This is a genomic window from Flavobacterium sp. LHD-85 (assembly GCF_030929595.1).
In the GTDB taxonomy this organism is placed as follows: domain Bacteria; phylum Bacteroidota; class Bacteroidia; order Flavobacteriales; family Flavobacteriaceae; genus Flavobacterium.
Map to the genome: position 1 here is coordinate 1 of NZ_JAVFVR010000027.1, position 17,784 is coordinate 17,784.

General features: G+C 40.9%; 16 protein-coding genes and 4 pseudogenes. 8 read left to right on the forward strand and 12 right to left on the reverse strand.

Annotated features, from left to right (window positions below; genetic code table 11):
* Nucleotides 1–120 precede the first annotated feature (120 nt).
* The 8 genes and pseudogenes from RB618_RS23325 to RB618_RS23360 form a co-directional block, all read left to right on the forward strand.
* Nucleotides 121–639, forward strand: a pseudogene (locus tag RB618_RS23325) (DUF932 domain-containing protein); the annotation flags it as partial.
* Between the two features lie 50 nt (nt 640–689).
* A complete protein-coding gene (locus tag RB618_RS23330; RefSeq protein ID WP_308071028.1) occupies nt 690–1,073 on the forward strand; it encodes a hypothetical protein in 384 nt (127 codons plus the stop codon).
* Nucleotides 1,074–1,166: 93 nt separating this feature from the next.
* On the forward strand, nt 1,167–1,784 hold the full coding sequence (locus RB618_RS23335) for a PRTRC system protein E (protein WP_308071029.1): 618 nt from the start codon (nt 1,167–1,169) through the stop codon (nt 1,782–1,784).
* A gap of 24 nt (nt 1,785–1,808) precedes the next feature.
* On the forward strand, nt 1,809–2,027 hold the full coding sequence (locus tag RB618_RS23340; protein ID WP_308071030.1) for a PRTRC system protein C: 219 nt from the start codon (nt 1,809–1,811) through the stop codon (nt 2,025–2,027).
* A 16-nt stretch (nt 2,028–2,043) separates the two neighbouring features.
* Complete coding sequence (locus RB618_RS23345; RefSeq protein WP_308071031.1) at nt 2,044–3,216, forward strand: hypothetical protein; 1,173 nt, start codon at nt 2,044–2,046, stop codon at nt 3,214–3,216.
* The gene (locus RB618_RS23350) at nt 3,213–3,935 is read left to right on the forward strand and encodes a PRTRC system protein B (protein WP_308071032.1); all 723 of its coding nucleotides are present in this window, start codon (nt 3,213–3,215) and stop codon (nt 3,933–3,935) included. Before RB618_RS23345 ends, RB618_RS23350 begins: the two co-directional genes overlap by 4 nt.
* Nucleotides 3,935–4,741 (forward strand): PRTRC system ThiF family protein, encoded by an 807-nt coding sequence (locus tag RB618_RS23355; RefSeq protein WP_308071033.1) that lies wholly within the window; start codon nt 3,935–3,937, stop codon nt 4,739–4,741. The genes RB618_RS23350 and RB618_RS23355 overlap by 1 nt, the downstream gene beginning before the upstream one ends.
* Before the next feature lie 319 nt (nt 4,742–5,060).
* A complete protein-coding gene (locus RB618_RS23360; protein ID WP_308071034.1) occupies nt 5,061–6,578 on the forward strand; it encodes a hypothetical protein in 1,518 nt (505 codons plus the stop codon).
* A gap of 100 nt (nt 6,579–6,678) precedes the next feature.
* Here the strand turns inward: RB618_RS23360 and RB618_RS23365 are convergent, their stop codons facing one another.
* From RB618_RS23365 to RB618_RS23420, 12 genes and pseudogenes are all read right to left on the reverse strand, one after another.
* Nucleotides 6,679–7,122, reverse strand: a complete 444-nt coding sequence (locus RB618_RS23365; RefSeq protein ID WP_308071035.1) for a DUF3872 domain-containing protein — start codon at nt 7,120–7,122, stop codon at nt 6,679–6,681.
* Nucleotides 7,123–7,135: 13 nt separating this feature from the next.
* Entirely contained in the window at nt 7,136–7,696 is a 561-nt protein-coding gene (locus tag RB618_RS23370; protein WP_308071036.1) for a conjugal transfer protein TraO, read from the reverse strand.
* A 21-nt stretch (nt 7,697–7,717) separates the two neighbouring features.
* On the reverse strand, nt 7,718–8,608 hold the full coding sequence (gene traN / locus RB618_RS23375) for a conjugative transposon protein TraN (RefSeq protein WP_308071037.1): 891 nt from the start codon (nt 8,606–8,608) through the stop codon (nt 7,718–7,720).
* A 23-nt stretch (nt 8,609–8,631) separates the two neighbouring features.
* Nucleotides 8,632–9,960, reverse strand: coding sequence for a conjugative transposon protein TraM (gene traM, locus RB618_RS23380; RefSeq protein ID WP_308071038.1), 1,329 nt, complete (start codon nt 9,958–9,960; stop codon nt 8,632–8,634).
* The gene (locus tag RB618_RS23385) at nt 9,911–10,234 is read right to left on the reverse strand and encodes a nitrogen regulatory IIA protein (RefSeq protein WP_308071039.1); all 324 of its coding nucleotides are present in this window, start codon (nt 10,232–10,234) and stop codon (nt 9,911–9,913) included. The genes traM and RB618_RS23385 overlap by 50 nt, the downstream gene beginning before the upstream one ends.
* A gap of 19 nt (nt 10,235–10,253) precedes the next feature.
* Entirely contained in the window at nt 10,254–10,682 is a 429-nt protein-coding gene (locus tag RB618_RS23390) for a hypothetical protein (RefSeq protein ID WP_308071040.1), read from the reverse strand.
* 10 nt (nt 10,683–10,692) lie between these two features.
* On the reverse strand, nt 10,693–11,316 hold the full coding sequence (traK, locus tag RB618_RS23395) for a conjugative transposon protein TraK (RefSeq protein WP_308071041.1): 624 nt from the start codon (nt 11,314–11,316) through the stop codon (nt 10,693–10,695).
* 17 nt (nt 11,317–11,333) lie between these two features.
* Nucleotides 11,334–11,522: pseudogene (locus RB618_RS23400) on the reverse strand (conjugative transposon protein TraJ); the annotation flags it as partial.
* Between the two features lie 103 nt (nt 11,523–11,625).
* Nucleotides 11,626–13,437 (reverse strand): reverse transcriptase domain-containing protein, encoded by a 1,812-nt coding sequence (locus tag RB618_RS23405; RefSeq protein ID WP_308071042.1) that lies wholly within the window; start codon nt 13,435–13,437, stop codon nt 11,626–11,628.
* A gap of 564 nt (nt 13,438–14,001) precedes the next feature.
* Nucleotides 14,002–14,811: pseudogene (traJ, locus tag RB618_RS23410) on the reverse strand (conjugative transposon protein TraJ); the annotation flags it as partial.
* A gap of 3 nt (nt 14,812–14,814) precedes the next feature.
* Nucleotides 14,815–15,447, reverse strand: a complete 633-nt coding sequence (locus tag RB618_RS23415; protein WP_308071043.1) for a DUF4141 domain-containing protein — start codon at nt 15,445–15,447, stop codon at nt 14,815–14,817.
* A 257-nt stretch (nt 15,448–15,704) separates the two neighbouring features.
* A pseudogene (locus RB618_RS23420) lies at nt 15,705–17,519 on the reverse strand (reverse transcriptase domain-containing protein).
* Nucleotides 17,520–17,784 lie beyond the last annotated feature (265 nt).

Sequence of the window (17,784 nt, forward strand, 5' to 3'; positions counted from 1 at the left end):
CATTGCCACCGCAAACAACATTATGTGGATAAGTTAAATCTGGGAGCTGGATGCCATGAAAGTGGCACGTCCAGTTCTGTGGGGAAGGTTGCGGGGCGACCCGTGACCTCACCCTAACCACTTAATGCTTCGCTCCGCTCTATGAGCAATGTAGTGCGCATCAGACATACCTCAGGGGCTAAACAGCGATTGGAGGATGCCCACAAAGTAATGGGGCTTGCCGATAAATTAAGTGTTCAGTTGGAAGGTGTTTTTAACCAGTGGGCTAAAGTCAGAGTGACAGACCAGGAGGTTAAAAAACTCATTCAGCTTGCGCTCTGCCCTAACAAAGAAACTTTGGATTTAATTAAAAAAGGGGCAGAAGACGAAGTTTCGACCGTATTTAAAAATACCGTGGAAGATGCTTTTGCTTATGCAATGGTGAGCGATGCCCAGCAGATGCAGACCACCAAAGGAACACTTTTCGGGGCTTATAATGCCGTGACAGGCTACTATCAGAATGTACGCACTTACAAGGACAAGGAAGCTAAACTTCAGTCGATAGTACTCGGAGGCACAGCACAGGGCAAGGCACAGAAGGCTTTTGAATTATGCACCGCTTTCCAGTCAGAAGGAACGAAAATATTAAACCTTAATTAGATACACAAAGGCTGTCGCCTTTAAAGGTGACAGCCTTAAAAACTAAAATTATGAATATTGGAATACTCACAACCGCAGATGATAAACAAAGGATAGCACTGAATTGGAATTTTGACGTCCGAAAATTAATAATCGATATCGTAAATGACAGGAATTTTGTGCGTTTTGAAATTTTTGACAGAGACAATAACCTTGTGCTGACCACATACTATCCTGATGCCAAAAAAAATGTGGCATTTATCAAACCTTTAAAAGTGGTAAAAGAAGTAACAGGAGTTCCTAATGATAAAATTAAGATGCCGTTTCTCAGGAGAAAAATTTACTGGAGGGTTGATAATATAAGGTTCATAAAAAGAAAAATGGCTTTTTCATATGTCTATACTGTTAACAGAAAGACAGAACTGAAAATTGAATGGTTCGTTGACCGCAGGTAACAGAAGCACATCGAGCAGTCATAAACATACAGCTTTACTTTTAAAGTAAATTAAAAGCAGAAAAAATAACACAAATTTTAAAAATATTAGAAAATGAACACAAATTTCTTCAATCAGATAGAAAAGATGCACATAACAGGAGATTTGCACCTGACCATAGCAAAAGGGGCAGAAAACAATTTTATTGTATCGGTAATACTCAAAAATGAAGCGTGCACAGATAACGCAAAAAATAGTATACCTCCCCTTAATCTCAGGGGAACAGCAGAGGAACTTGACAACGGTTTTTTTGAGAATGTAACTGTGCCTGTGCAGAGCGCTTCGGGCTTGATGGTCAATATGGAAGCCTTTATGAAGCAGATGGAAGAAGCTAAAAAACAGTCAGCATCAGAGAAAGAAAAAGCCGATAAGCAGAAGAAAGATGCGCAAGCTAAGGATAAAAAATATAAGGATGCGATGGCAAAAGCTGACGAACTGGAAAAAGAGGGGAAATTTCGCGAGGCATGGATGAAAGTGCCTGAGATTTCTGAATATCCCGAAAAAGCAGACGAGTTGCGCTGTAGAAAAACAGCATTGTCCGATAAGTTTTCTGCGCCGAGCCTTTTTGCCGAAGCAGGGCAGGATAACCCCGAACCGCTGAAAAAGGAAGAACTGCAGGGGGATTATCCTATAGATGAAAGCGGGCAGGAAGAAGAAGCCGAAGAAGAATAAATTTTAATTTAAAATTCAGAAACCATGTTATTAGCCACACAGTTGCATCGGGTATTTATACTCAAAGACAAAGGACAGGAAATCAGGCTCACAGACCCTGAACCGAGATGGAGCGCAGAAGCCGTCCTGAATTTTTATGCAGGAACATACCCCATATTGACCACCGCCAAAATATCTGCCCCTGCCATTAAGGACGATGCAGTCGAATACCGATTTGAGAGCGTAATGGGAACTAAAGGATAGCCAAAATTTGAAAGCGATGAATCATGCGAAAAACAATTATATCGGGAACAGTAAAACTGCCCGAACAGAAAAGAGAAAAACAGCTCTATCAGCAGTTCGGCAGGTTTGCCGAATGGATGCAGAAACCCAAAGACCTGAGCGAGGTTCAGAAAGACAGACTAACGCCAGTTCCTTTGGGGATGCTTCCGATGGTTTTTTAAAGACTTCCTTTCTGCCCAGACTGCTGGAAAGTAAAACCGCACAGGCTTTAAAAAGAACTGCAAAATTGCAGAGAGATTTTTATAAGTCGCTTTCTCATCTGGCAGTGCATTACAAAATAGAGATGATGCAGACAAGCCAGTTTGAATATCCTTACAGCATCGCACTGGCATTATGGGATTTGGAAGAAAAACTGAAAACACATGTTTTAAACTGCCCCGAAATACATTTGGTGCAGGACAGGGAGAAAACTTTTTTTGTCAGTGAGGAGAAATACAATACAGGGACTACGCTGTATTATATCCCGATTGAACCGCTTTATCAGATGCTGCATAACCGCAGGCACAGAAAAAATGCACAGCTTCTTCTCTGCGTATGCTCCTATCTATACCGCATTGCGGATATTCCCTACCACAGGCAGGAAAACAGCTATCTCTACTGGATGTACGAAATGCACAAAGACTCGATGGAACAGGACGATGAGCAGGAAGAAAACCAAAAGGATATTCTTGAGTTCGAAAAGGCGGAACTGATTGGTGACCGCATGGAACAGAAGATTTCGAGCGGTATGAATTTAGAGGTGTTTGAAAAGAGGTTAAACTCTTTTAAAGTCCGTGATGAATTTGACCGTGATTGTGAAGTGACCGCCCGAAAAGCCTTTGATTTACTCGCAGAATATCCAACTGAAAGCATCTTTCGAAATGCACCTCTAAAAGAAGATTCCCAGGGCAGTGCAGACGAGTATGAAACCATCGGGATGGAAAAGTATATTTCATTTACAGCCAGTACTAAAGGATGGCTTTATGAGAGCATTGCAGAGAGCATCAACAGCGAGTTTAACGAATATGGCGGGATGGATGAGCCGACCATCTATAAAAGCTTTGAAAGCAGAGAAGAAGAAAATGGCAGTCTTGATTTTGAAAGCAGGTTATTTGATCTGCTGGACGATATGTGCAGTCTGCTGTATCACTATAAAAATGAAGAAATATGAAACCTATGCATGATATAACGGAGGATTTCGGCACATTATACCATCCAAAATGCGCACTGGTTTTCTATCAGGCCAAAACAGACAGCCAAATGTATGTTGAACATTTTGATATGGATAAAAACGGCAGTCCCGTAAATGCCCATCCCCTTACGGTGCGTGAAGCGGAAGCACTGGCAGGGGCACTGCTGACTGAAAAGCAGAAAGACACTGCCTTTCTGCAGTCAGGCGGTATTATGAAAACCGAAATACTGCATATCAATCCCAGTAAGGATAAAGGCGCAGTTTTATGGTATTCCAAAGCGCAGAGCAGAAAACTGTTTTTTGTGGAAAGCCTTGGCATTCCGAGCGGTTTTGGAAATGTGCCTGCTATGCTCTGGCATGCTACCAAGAACAGTTTAAGGGTTTTCGCCCTTGCAGGGAACAGCAGGCCGTCAGAGAAAACACCATTGTACAGCGCCCCGTTTTTCAATATCTACGAGGACGGAAAGGTCTGCATGGGGTCGGTTAATATAAATATTAAAAAATCTGCTTCGGTTGAAGAATTTACTAATGCTTGGGAAGACTATTTTTTCAACAGTTATTTCAGCCATTTGATGGGGAAGAAAAGCCCCATAAAAGGAAACTGCGTAAGCCTTTGGAAAGACCTCATCGGAACAGGGAATCTTTTCCCCAAGGAAGTGCTACAAAAGAATCATAAAACACTTAAAAACCTATTGTGATGAATGCAGATAAAACAAAAATACATTTTACGGATAGTTATCTGATAAGCCCGACAAATCCTGTAACAGTAAATTTGATAGGGGCAGGCGGGACAGGCTCAAAAGTATTGACCGCCCTTATGGAAATGAACCACAGCCTGACTGCACTGGGGCACGCAGGAATTTCCGTGCGTCTTTGGGATGACGATATTGTGACGGGTGCCAATATAGGCAGACAGCGCTTTGCCCAGTGCGAAATAGGGCTTTATAAGGCTTCAGCGCTTATAAACCGTGCCAATCGTTTTATGGGAACAAACTGGAAAGCGGAAATCTCAAAATTTGAAAAAGATGAGCTTGGAAGACTGCCCCAAAACGCACTGGCTTCTATTTATATTACCTGCGTGGATAATGTGAAATCCCGTTTTGAGACAGCAGATATTTTAAAGCTATACGCTAATGGCAGACACCACAGGGACGACCCGAAATACTGGATGGACTTCGGCAACAGCCAGTATGCAGGTCAGGTTATTTTGTCAACAGTTTCTGAAATAAAACAGCCTGATTCGCAGAAGTACCACACCGTGGCATCACTGCCGTTTGTGACTGATGAATTTGGGGAGTTATTGGAGCATTCCGAATCTGCTGATGATGCGCCGAGCTGTTCCCTTGCAGAGGCTCTTGAAAAACAGGATTTGTTTATCAACTCGGCACTCGCCCAGATGGGATGCTCCCTGCTGTGGAATCTGTTCCGCTTTGGCATGACCGAGAACAGGGGATTTTTTCTTAACCTTAAAAATTTCAGCTCCCATCCCTTAAAAGTGGGATAAGCCCGAAAAGCGGGCGGCAAAAAGACACTCCCTTCCTCTGGTCGGGACAGTCTTTTTGCGTTAAATAGGAACAGCACCTCAGCCAAAATGCAGTACCCGCAATTTTAACTGAGAAGCTGAGTTTTTTTTCAAGGGATATTCAGTATCCCTTTTCTTGTTTTCGGCGGACTTCTTTTCTTTATGCGTCCAAGGCAAAGAAAAGAAGCAAAAGAAATCCTTTGGTCTGATGCTGTTTTTTTACTGGAAGAAATTTTTCTAACTTAATTTAAAACTTTTCAATAAGTTTAGCGTACAATATTGTAAACCTTTTAATAAATAAATGAAAACACCAAAAGAAAAGCTGTCAGGAGATCAGTTAGACGAATTTTTAAAAAGCGCATCTGATTACTCCATGGATGCAATTAAAAAACATTTCAGCAGGTATGAGCCTGTATCTCTTTATCATAACTGGAGGCTGTTGATCAGGAGTATAGATGAGTTTTTGAATTTGTATCATGAGATTGAAGATCAGAATACTGCGAATAGTTTTATGGAGCTTTCATTTAATTTTAAGAATGATGCGGAATTAGCTAAATTCATGGACGTTAATTCAAAAGTTGAATCTCAGTTTGGGCATGAAGTCGCTTTTAGATTTCTTAATTTTGCAAAAATGAATTATCACGGTACAATGGATTATGCAAGAATGAACCTCATTGAGGCAATGCCTTTTAATTTTGCCTATGTGAAGTCAGCATTGTTTTATTATCAGTCCAAAAGAAAATACTTTGTGACACTTTTAGATCTTATTCCCCTCTGGGCACAAGGTACATATAAGTTCAATTATATAAATACTTTAAAGGAATTTCAATATGTTATAGATTCCTGTCTTCAAACCGTAACCACCCTGTATTATGATACAGTTTTGAAAAATGCTATCAGTGATTTTTCAATTGATTTTTCAGTAGATCCTCCTGTGAAAAGCCATAGCTATTATAATCTGGAAGGTTTCTTTCTCGAACCCCAGACATTAACGATGGTGGACCAGCTGGAGTTCCGTGCCGCACAAACTGAGGGAACAAAATCGATTGTAATTCCGGAAGATAAAGTTTTTTCATTCGCCGAAGCAGAAAGTAATATACAAATGGTCTCATCCGTATTTCAAAAGTATGAGGTAGGTAATGCAGATGAATACCTGGAATTATCTTTTCTTGTGTATAAATTAAAGGATTATTGTGCGGATGATTTCAATATCTGTATCCCTCAAGCTGAATTTAAACAGCACATCAAACCTTATATTCATAAAATTAAAATATTTGGGAATTCAAACGATTATTTCTCTGCTTCAAATTTTGTTTCACTATTTCAGCTGGTTGATGATATGTATTATACCTCTGTTGTTTTACTAAACAGGTTTATCACCAGCCGTATGCAGATATTCTTGAATAAAAACAAATCTTTTCAGATTAATTCAGGTTTTGTTTTTGAAGATAAAATCAGAAAGATATTAGAAAACAAAGGATTTGAGGTGACTCCCATTACTAGAATTGAAAGAAAAGAATTTGATGTTATAGCCATTAAAGGAGATAAAATATATAATTTCCAATGCAAGAATAATTTAATAGATATAAGCAGGGTTCAGGAAAATGCACTTTTGACGACAAGACTTAATAAAAGGCTTGTTCGCTATTATATTAAAGCTTATAAGAAAGAACTTGACAGGGAAAGTCTTATCACAGATAAATTAAAATTGGATAAAATTGAACATTTCGTTATTTCACGTTATCCTGTTATTTCTGAACTGGATTACGTTATTAATTTTAATAAATTGGAACAAACCATTGACAGATGGTTCAGTTGAGTGTTTTAATAGTTAAGTAGAGTTACTTTACGCTAAAATACAAAATGACCTGCCGTTTTCAGCAGGTCATTTTGTATTTTAAGCAGCTGCTTAATAATGCCTAATCAGAACTGTTAAACTCAAAACTTAGTTTTTTCTCATTGCCAAAATTATCTGAAATCCAAATATCAAAAGACTGCGAAACCAGAGAATTTGAGGTATAGTACAATCTAAAATTCTCTGAGGGCAGCAGGTGTAAATCATTTGGCAGGTAGGGCGGCTGGTCGTAATACTGAAGGATGCCCTGTCCTTCAAACTGAAAATACCTGATAAAATACTTTGTGCCCTCATATTGGCCTGTTTTTTCTATGCGGACTCTAATTTCCGCTGTTCTTCCTTCCGATATAGCTGACGGCACAGGCATGACCTTGACCTCAAAAGGGAAATTGCTGCGGGTTTCCAGATCATCCTTTTCGCAGGACAGAATAACGGCTGTGCTTATTAAGAATAGCAATAGAAATATAGGAATTGATCCTCGTCTGAATTTATTGAAAAATGCTGTCATATTTTTATTTTTTTTAAAGATTAAACCTTAATCCTGCACCTGTAGACGGTCGCAGTCTTTCCAGATCTGTACCCCATAATGCTTTTAAGCGTGCCTGCAGAACAAGCACCAGATAATCGGATAAATAAATTTCAAGGGAAAGCCGTAATCCGCCGCCGTAAATGAAATTGTCCCCGCTGAGCAGTTCTGCCCCGTCAAAGAGATTTGTTTCTCCTTTATTGATGCTTTCGTATCCTGCCAAAGCCGTAACTGAAGTATTAAGAGCAATATTTCTGGAGATGTCACCTAGAATAAAAAAACTGTAACCTGCTTCTGCGCTGTAGGTTTCCTGCGGAATGGAATGGTCTTTATAATGGAAGTGCTGGCGCGAATACTCCAGAGCCCACAGCTGGTAATTTCCATTTTTACCATTTACTGTCATCGTACCGTTTAGGTAATAATTGCTTTTGGGTGCATCGCCGGGGAGTATTCCTGCATTAATTTCTAATCCCTTTTTTCCGGGGAGCATACGCTGCGGATACGCTGTGAGAATGCCCGCTAAGATGAGCATTAAAGTATATATAAGCTTTTTCATTTTGATTTGTTGTTAGGGTTTTTAAAATTTCAGATGCATGCTGCTTATTAATCGGGCTTTTACCAGATCCGAATTTTCAATCTGAAGGGTCTGATGCCTTCCGCCGTTTTTCTCAAAAATTTCAATCTGAAGTATCTTATCATCATCTATTGTAAACTGATCCAGCAGAAATACGTTCTGTTCTGACGATCTGCCGATAATCACATCCACAGGACTATAGATACGAAGAGGAAGTAAGAGTCTCTGCTGGGATGCGGTTCTTTTTGCGGTTTTTTTGTCCGCAATTTTAAAGTTGATAAAATCAATCCTAAAAGGAACATTTGTATGGTTTATAAGATGGGTATGGAAATAATAGGTGTCATTATGAATGTATATTCCTTTTAATAGAAACTGTATTCCGAAACTTTCAGACCCTATGTGTTTTACGATTCGTTTTTTATTGTTATAAATGGTCTCCATAATAAGCGCTGCCAGAGAAACAGGGGTCTTTCCCAGCTCTTCAAAAAGAACATCGCTTGAGTTTGTTTTTTGCGCAGTCTTCGGGATCGTATGCAGGTTATAACTCAGAGATTGGGGACAGGAGCTGTACCGCACATCAAAGGTGTAAAAACGGCCGTCATCCGTGATGACCGAAAAATTGGTTTCCGGCTCAAATTCCTTTGAAGAAGCTTTGATGCGCAGAACATTGTCCGCATCTTCAGCTTTTGCTGCAATAAGGTAATCGCTGCCCAAATCAACATAACGGATAGCGGCAGGGAATATAAGATGTGAAGTCTTATCGTATGTTACCTGTATCTGATAGGGTTCGATCTTTCCCAAAGCCTGATCTGTATCATTGTTCTGGGCAGAAGAAGTAAGTGTAATGATTAATAACAGGGCACATGCACACAGGTTTTTAAAATGCTTTTTCATAATTTAATTATTTAGGATTGTTTTTATTTTTTGGAAACAAGCAGAACCTGATGGCCTGCTTTGAGGGTAACTTTAGATGTTCTTATTTTTTTTGCGAAGTAGCCAGAAATCCCCTGGACAGCTCCACGGCTTAAATCTGCGGCTGCCTGCTGTCCGGCAGACTGTGTCATCATTATGCTTGTTCCGGAGTTCTGGCTCATATTGCCGGCTATTTCTGTAAGAGCATTCATTTCAGAGGAGTAAGGAACATGCAGGCCCTGCTGTCCGTCAAGATCATAAATGATTATATCTGCGGGAATAATGCTGCCGTCGATTTCTATTGAAGAAATCTTTAACTGCAGGCGCCCTGCCTGAATTTTACATACGGCAGTTAATAGTGTGCCCGACGCAATAATATGTTGGGGTATTTTAGCCGCCTCCAATAATCGCACTCTGACGGCTCCCTCGCCGGAAATGGTCTGGGTCTGGTGGACGCAGGCCCTTACACTATTTTTCGCAGCACCTTTCTTCTCCTGCAAACCTGCTGAATTAAAACCATGATTTTTGTTCTGGTTATCAGGGGCATAAAATGTGCTGTCTGAGGGCTCACGGTAAAGCGAAGAAATGGTGCTTTTTTCTGCCTGTATAAATGATGTAAAATAATTTTTCTCGGACGCGGCGGGAGCAGCAGTAAAGTTTCTGTCAGAACTTTCACTTCCGGCTTGTTGTGAAGGAAGATATTTTGCGGCCATCTGATAGGATTTTTCCATCAGGGCCAATTGGTCGGAGGCGGTTATCGCAGCAGGTACATCTTTTTCAGCCAGTTTTTCTTTGAGTTCATCCAATTGCCTGCGGAGCTCGCGGGTTTCGCTGTTATCATTCTCATAGAATGATCCAAGTTCATTCTGTGCATTCCTGTAGCTGTGCACGGCCGGACTGCCATATTTTTCGGTATTCCCGCCGGCACCATAACCAGCACTTTCATTTTCCTCATGTGTCTGCTCTTCTTTTCCCAGTTCATTGTCTGAGTTCCAGTAGTCTGAAAGCGTAGCTAGGTCATTTCGTTTATCCTGCTCTTTGCGTTCAAGCATTTCCTGTTCATAAGCCTTGCCTTTATCTTCGGGCATTCCTGCGCCGGTAGCCTGTGGCACGGCATCATTCAGCCCTGCTTTCTCAATCAGGATTTTATCTTGGGATGGTTTAAAGATGAGGTACATGCAGCCAGCAAATACAATTCCCATTAAACCTAAAATAAGCGGCTTTTTCAGCTTTTCAAATCTGTTCTGTTCGCTGTACTGCAGCACATCAGCGGCTGCAGGAGCATTACCTTCCGTTACGCGTACAGCCGGTTTCTTGTTGTTGTTTTCTTTCATAAATATTATTTTTTAAAATTACGGATGCGCTGTCCTGCAGTCTGGCAGGAACGGCATTTTTCTTTGAAGGGAGGTTTTCGATATGTTCAATGGACATATCGTTGCGGGACTTTGATGTGTCATAAATCACTCTTCCAATGACCGCAGCGGTAAGCAGCAGGTAACCCAGAAACAAGTACAGCATATACTGATGCTGTCTGCCAAGGGGCAGTCCCTGCCAATGTTTGTCCAGTTTTTCAAAATGCCGCTCGATATTTTTTCTTAATTTTTCCATAGTCTTTCTTTTTCTGCCGTTACAGCTTGAAACGCTTAGGGCTGTTCTCGGATTTTTGCTGTTGATCTTCATTCACCAGTGCAGCCGCTTCAGCTGCTTTGGGCGCGGATATGTTTGAAAGGTCTGCCAGTTCCGTTTTTTTAAGAAGCTTTCCAAAACGATCTTTTCGGGCTACTTCCATGCGGTCTAGTGAGAATTTTCCGTTTAGGTATTTTACCCATAAACTGCATTCTATGCGGGGGCTGTCATCACTCGTCCATTGGAGATAGCCTGTCAGATGCAGGTGTCCCTTAGGCGGACTCTCGGTGCCTTTCCTGCAACTTTCGAGGTATTCACCAATGCTGTCTTTCAGCTTTCCCGCGTACGATCCCTGTGTTTGGAAATAGCCGTCGTATCCTTTACCCGTCAGGATTTCTGCAAACGTGCTTAAATCTGAAAATGCTTCCATAAGACTGGTTTTAACGTTCGATTATCTCAATGTCCCTGTTTTCTGCCACGCCAAACTTTTCGATATTGAAGCCCTGCGGGTTACTGTCAGAACGGACCGAGTTTAAGAGCAGACATGTGGTAACCAGGCTGCGTTTTGTAACATTGCTCGAACGGATTATAAATTGTCTGGCATAAGTGCGCGCGGTATAGGGATAAATTTCAAAATTGCAGACCACACTGTCTATTTCGATTCGCTGCTGCACATTTCCCGATATGATCCGGTTGTAGTATCCCTTTTCAGACAAGTCTTTGTAATAGTCAAAAGCACTTTTATCTGCGAGATTGAATGCCCGTTTCATATTGTTTTCAATTGCATTTTTATCGGGGGCAAGGGTAAAGAACAGTTCGTGAAAACGTCTTACGTGCTCCCTGCCTTCAACAGGACGGTTGATGGATGCATCCTGGGCAAGTGCCAGCATCAGTGATTTGCCATTATCCAATACATAGACTTTCTGGCGCTGCTGTTCGGCAAAACTGTAAGAACGCCATAAGGCATATCCGGTAACAGCTGCACAGAGAAGCGAAAAAACAATCGCATACAACCTGATCTGCCTGAAGCTGTTTTCAATATTTCTAAGTGTTTTAAATTCCATTTCTTATTTTTTTTTAGTTATTTGCCAATCAGCTTTCCGCTGATATTTCCTGCTGCCGAACCGGCCCCGGCACCCGCAATATTTCCGGATTTCACTGCAGTCTGGTGTACATTACGCAAAAAATTTGTTCCTCCGCCGGCTTGAATGACCCAGCCCGTCACAGTGGGAATGGTAAAGTATCCGACAATGCCGATAATCATAAGTAGGCTAAGCATCCAGCGCCTTACCATATTTCGATGGTAGGTTTCCAAAAGCTCGCCCCCGAACCGGACTTACACCTCTCAGCGTATCCGGCTCTCCATTAAAGAGTCAATCTATCTTTCCAGCATGTGTTTTCTGATGGCAACCTCGACAAAGAGCGATTGTTTTCCTACGTCTAGCAATCATTAATCTGTCGGCGTATCCTTTGCCGTCTAAATTTTTGAGCTTTCTAACGTGATGCATATCCAATTTCTCATTTGCTCCACATATCTCACACTTTTCAGCTTTCAGTCTGTCTATAAGACTAGTGCTGTTAGAGTGATATAGCGGGGTTTTATTGTCAAGTTGCGTATTTTCTACAGGCATGCTTGTTGCAAAACTCGTTTTGTAAAAAGATTGGCTTCTTACGTCTCCCTTTTTATTGGTATAGCTAACCGTAAATACACCATCTCTCTGATATTTGCGGAGAATCTTACGGACACTGCTTTTGTATTTGCAAGCAAATGTCCTATACATGCTGTATTCCATCATGTATGAATAAGAGTGTAATAGTGCACTATTGTTTGCTATAGCATAGTAATTGGTAAATCCTCGTAATTTGTAATTATACATTTGAAGAATTTCCAGATCATCTTTATGTAGACATTTTGTGTCTTCCCTTGGTTTCCACCATTCTTTTCCGTTGTTCTTCTTTTTTATTTCAAGAATTTCGGAATCAAGCAATTTCTGCTTTATGGTGTCCATAGAAATACGGAGATATACCTTTGCATTATAGGTTCTCGTAAGTCTATTCATTTTGTCCCTTCTTGCGAGATTGGATTTTCTTACCAAGACTTCATATCCAAGGAATTTAGCTGGTTTTTCCGTATGGGTAATTAGGGTTTTCATTTCAGACAATTCTAGTTTCAGTTCTGCTTCAAGAAATTTCTTGATGTCATCTTTAATCCTTTTACTATCTTCTTTACTCCCGATTATTCCAATCAGAAAATCATCAGCATATCTCACATATTGCAATCTTTTGTAACTATCATCCATTTCATCACAACTAGGAATGGATAGTCTTTCCTTGTCAATCGCTTTGATCTGTTTTACTACTGCCAGGCGTTCATTTTCATCTCTGACATTTTTAAGTTTTTGCGTAGCCCACTTCTTTTTGTTTTCGAACATGCTCCTAGTTGGATGCGGTTTTCTTCTTGCACCTGTTCCAAAGCTCTCCGCATATTTCAGCATGTATCTGTCCAGTTTGTCCAAATATATGTTTGCCAAAATTGGACTGACAATACCTCCTTGTGGAGTTCCACTATAGGTCTTGTGAAAAGTCCATTCTTCAACATATCCCGCTTTAAGGAATTTCCTTATAAGACGCAGAAATCGGTCATCTGAGATGCGCTCTTTGAGGACTCCGATTAAAATCTCGTGATTTATCGCATCAAAAAAGCTTTTAATATCTCCTTCAACGAACCATTTTGCGCCTGTGAAAGTCTTTTTTATTTTTATTAATGCTGTATGGCAGCTACGTTTGGGTCTGAAGCCATGTGAACAGTCTAAGAACTGTCCTTCATAAATAGCCTCAAGAATCATTCGAACTACCTCCTGCACCAACTTATCGTCAAAAGACGGAATTCCAAGAGGACGCATTTTGCCATCTTTCTTTTCGATGTACGTCCTTCTAGAGGGCTGAGGCTGATATGCTTCTGTTCTTAACAAATCGATTAGTTTAGAGATACGATTTAGACTCATGCCGTCAATTGTTTTCCCATCGGAACCTTCTGTCATATTGCCCTCCTTAGCATAAATGCGTTGGTAGGCATTGTAGAACATTTCTTCGTTGAACAATATTCTATAAAGTCTTTCGTACCTATAGTTTACTTGTGGGCTATACTTTGATAGACCGTTCAATACTTTTGCAGAATTTCTCATAATGTCTCACACATTGTTCATTAATTGTATTAAACCTTTAACTGCTTCCCTTCGCCATGTACAAGGCTTTCCCTTGCTCGAACTACTACGGAAGCTCCGTTACCATTTCGGATATTCAAAAGCCTACGCTTTATAGCCGCACCAGCGGCGTTCCGAGGAAGGTAATCCCCGTTTGCTGTATAATAACTATGGCTCGATAGATTGTCGGATATGGTTTCCGTCCTTTTCCATTTACTATGGTTGTGTTACGATTTATTCCTGCTACTGCTACTAATCTTCGTTAGCGTAGTATCGTAATATGACGAGTTTAGTTATCTTACGTCAAAGTCCCTACATCGACCACTTGGACTGCCATTTAATCAATTCGGACTTTATCCTCATATCTATCATTTCATCTCGACGTTCAGTAGCAGAATGATAACTTTCTGACTTACGCCTTTACCAACATGCTACACTCCCTGCTCAGTTTCCCTAACAGATAAGTTGGCTGATGATAGGCTAGCGGAATACAAGCCTAGTGTCTTGCCAAAGACACATTTATTATACAACCTAGACGGGCGCACAGATGATATACACTGTGTCCGTTGCATCGGGAATGAAAGACGGGTCGCCAAGCATCTCAATATCCCTTTCGATAATCAGGGACTGTATCTTGGCGAGCATCGAGCTGAACAGATCTGCCACTGGAAGCCATAGGTAGACGCTTACATATCTTGTAATCCACTGGGTAAGGGTAGACTGAAAGCCGTCCCAGACCGATATGGCAAAGGCGATTGGCCCGAGTATGGACAGTACAATAAGGAAAAAAGTGCGGATGGTATCTATCACCAGAGCAGCTGCCTGAAAAAGTATTTTCAGCAGGTTGCGGAACCATTCCTTAAGCGCTTTTTCCATCTGATAAGCCTGCCTGTCCATATACATTCCTGCCATTGTCCCAATGTCCGAAGGCGACCATCCCAGTTCATCGAGTTTTTTGTCGAATTCCGCGTCGGATATCATATAAGCGGTTTCGGGATTGCGGATCATTGCTTCGTGGTCCAGGAGGTCCTTTTTTGCCTGCAGGTCATTGAGATCCAAAATCTGATCCTCCAGTATGCTGTGCGTTCCCTGTACAATGGGGCTTAATATGGCATTGATTGAACCCAGTACCATGGCAGGGAAAAACATAATGCATAATCCCAGGGCAAAAGGTCTCAGTAATGGGTACATATCAATTGGTTCCGCGCGGCTTAATGCCTGCCAGACCCTCATGGATACAAAGAACAGCGCTCCGAGTCCGGCCAGACCTTTTGCCACTGCGGCCATATCGGCAGAGAGCGGGAGCATTTCATCATACAGCGATCTGAGTACTTCGTGAAGGTTATTAAATTCCATCGTTTACCAGTATTTTTGATTTGGGGTGCCATAGAGATCCAGCACCCTTTTGGTATTGTTCTGTTTCTTTGCCCTTAGAATGCTTACCGAAATGTTTTTATTGGTATAGTAGCGCACCAGACTGTGGTACTCTTTCACTTCTTTGTAGACACGGTCGATTATATCCATTCGTTCCTTATCATTCAGTGAAAGGCTGGATGAGGATACAATCTGTTTGAGCTCTTTTAGAAGCTCGGTGCTTTCGCCCAGAAGGGCTGAATAACCATTGGCTATGGCTGCAAGTTCCTGAGCGGAAAAATTAGGATCATTCATCATCCTTCCGAAATTCTGCACATACATTTCCGAAACATTCCCGACAAGAAGAACTGTCTGCTGTACTTTGCGGGCATCCTTGACAAGATTGCTTACAGCCTGCAGTTTATCGTAATATTCCTTGCCCTGCTTATACACTTTTTCAACTTCTTTGAAGTTTTTCACTACGTTGCTTACCGTTGATGAGGTCTGTATGATTTCATTGGCACTGTTTAAGATACCCGAAGCCAGATTGGCTGGGTCAGTTACTACAAATTGGGCTTCTGCTGATGGTGCGGCAGCCAGTGTGAGTGCCGTAAACACCATGAATAGTATTTTTTTCATTTGTTTAATCTTTAAATTGTTATTGTAAATTGATTTCATTATCCCGTCTTTGAGAGGCGATCTGCTTGATGGCGAGTTCAACATTGCCGTCCAGTCCCGCAGCACGCTGCATCACTTCCATTTTTTCAGTTTCTTCGGTGGTGTAGGCGTAGGATAAGAACCCGGCGCCTTGCTATATTAACTATAGCAGGTTTCCAAGAACTCTCCCCCGAACCGTACGTACCTGTCTCCAGGTATACGGCTCTCCATCAATTTATTCAGTCTAACTTTCCTGCGTGTATCTTATCGTGGCATTTTGAACATACTGCCAAGGTTTTTCTTTTCCTTGCAATCATTCTTTTCATCCAATCTTCTTAACCTTTCAGGTCTTTCAGCTTTCTTATGTGATGCATTTCTAATTTTTCGTCTGCACCGCATAATTCGCATTTTTCATTTTGCAGCCTTGCTATAAGGCTGTTTCTTCCACCTGTGATTGTAACGGTCATGGGTAAGTTGTCCACGTAAGCTCCACGAGCAATTTTCTGGCGTTTGAAACCTTCATTGTAAAAGCGTCTGTAGATTATATCTCCTTTCTTGTTTTTGTAAGGAATAGAGAACACTCCGTTTATACACTTTTTTGCCTTTTCCTTACTTATCGAGGTTTGATATTTCAGTGCATACGTTTTGTACATACTGTACTCCATGATATAAGAAAATGACTGAACATATGAACTGTTATTAGCGATTGCGTAGTAATTGTAAAAGCCTCGGATTTCAGAATTTACCTGACTGATGATCTCTAAATCATCTAAGTCTTTCATGTAATATCGAGAGCGTGGTTCCCAAACCTCTGTGCCTTTCTGTGTAATTAATTTTACCGCATTATAACTCAGTAGTTTTTTCTTCATCACCTCTGCTGTTACATAGAGTACAATCTTGTCTCCAAAGCATCTCACTGTTTTACCGTGCTTATCCCTCTTTGTATCATTGGATTTACGCACGTAGACATCAAAGCCTAAGAATTTAGCTGGTTTCTTAGCATTGGTTATCAAGGTTTTTTCATCCGAGAGTTCAAGTTTCAGTTTTTCAATAAGAAAGTTCTTAATGTCGTCCTTAATCCTTTTACAATCTTCTTTACTACCTATGATCCCGATAAGAAAGTCATCCGCATATCTTACATACTTCAACTTTCTATAACTACTATCCATCTTATTATAAGCTGGATATTTGTTTCTTTCTTGTCGTAGTTCCTTAATGTCTGCAATCATTTGCGCTCTAACAGTTTCATCTGTCTCACATTCCAGTTTCTTTGCCAAGCGGTATCGTCTCTGTTCGTATAATCTGTACTGGCGTGTTGCCGTAGTTCTTTCCCCTTTATCGAATTCTTTGATGTACTCCTTAATATATTTATCAAGTTTATCAAGGTAGATGTTGGCAAGGATTGGACTTATAATTCCCCCTTGCGGTGTACCACTAAATGTTTTGTGATACACCCAATCTTCGATATACCCTGCATTTAGGAACTTCCTAATTAAACGGATGAACCTGTCATCGGCGATACGCTCTTTAAGGATTTCAATCAACACTTCATGATTGATATTATCAAAGAAGCCTCTTATATCGCCCTCAATGAACCATCGTACAGCTGTAAATGATTGTTGAACACTTATTAAAGCCGTATGACAACTTCTCTGTGGTCTGAAACCATGTGAAGTATGTTCAAAATGGCCCTCGTATATGGCTTCCAAAATCATTCGGATAACTTCTTGTACTAGTTTATCATCGAAAGAGGGTATTCCAAGCGGACGTTTCTTACCATTTTTCTTCGGTATATAAATCCTCTCGGATGGGTTTGGCTGGTAGGTTTCGCTTTTAAGCGATTCAATCAGCCTTTCAATGCGGGATATACTCATTCCATCGATGGTTTTTCCATCGATACCTTTTGTCATATTACCTACTTTGCTGTAGATTTTTTGATAAGCAGTATAGTACATCTCTTCATTGAACAGAACTTTGTACAGCCTTTCGAATTTATAACTCGAATCTCCGCTGTGCTTTATTAGACTGTTCAATACTATTTCTGGATTTCTCATAATGTCTCTCACATTTTCCATTAACCGTATTAAACTAAATTGACTGCCTCCCTTCGCCATGTACAAGGCTTTCCCTTGCTCAGACTACTACGGAGGCTCCGTTACCTTATCGAATATTCAGGAGCTTTTCTCCATAGCCACAATAGTGGCATTTCGACTTAGGCAATCCCCATTTAGACATATAGCAACTATTGGCTTGTTAGATTCTCGGATGCGATGTTCGCCTTTTTCTGCTTATTGCAGCTACGCCGTGGTTTGTTTATGC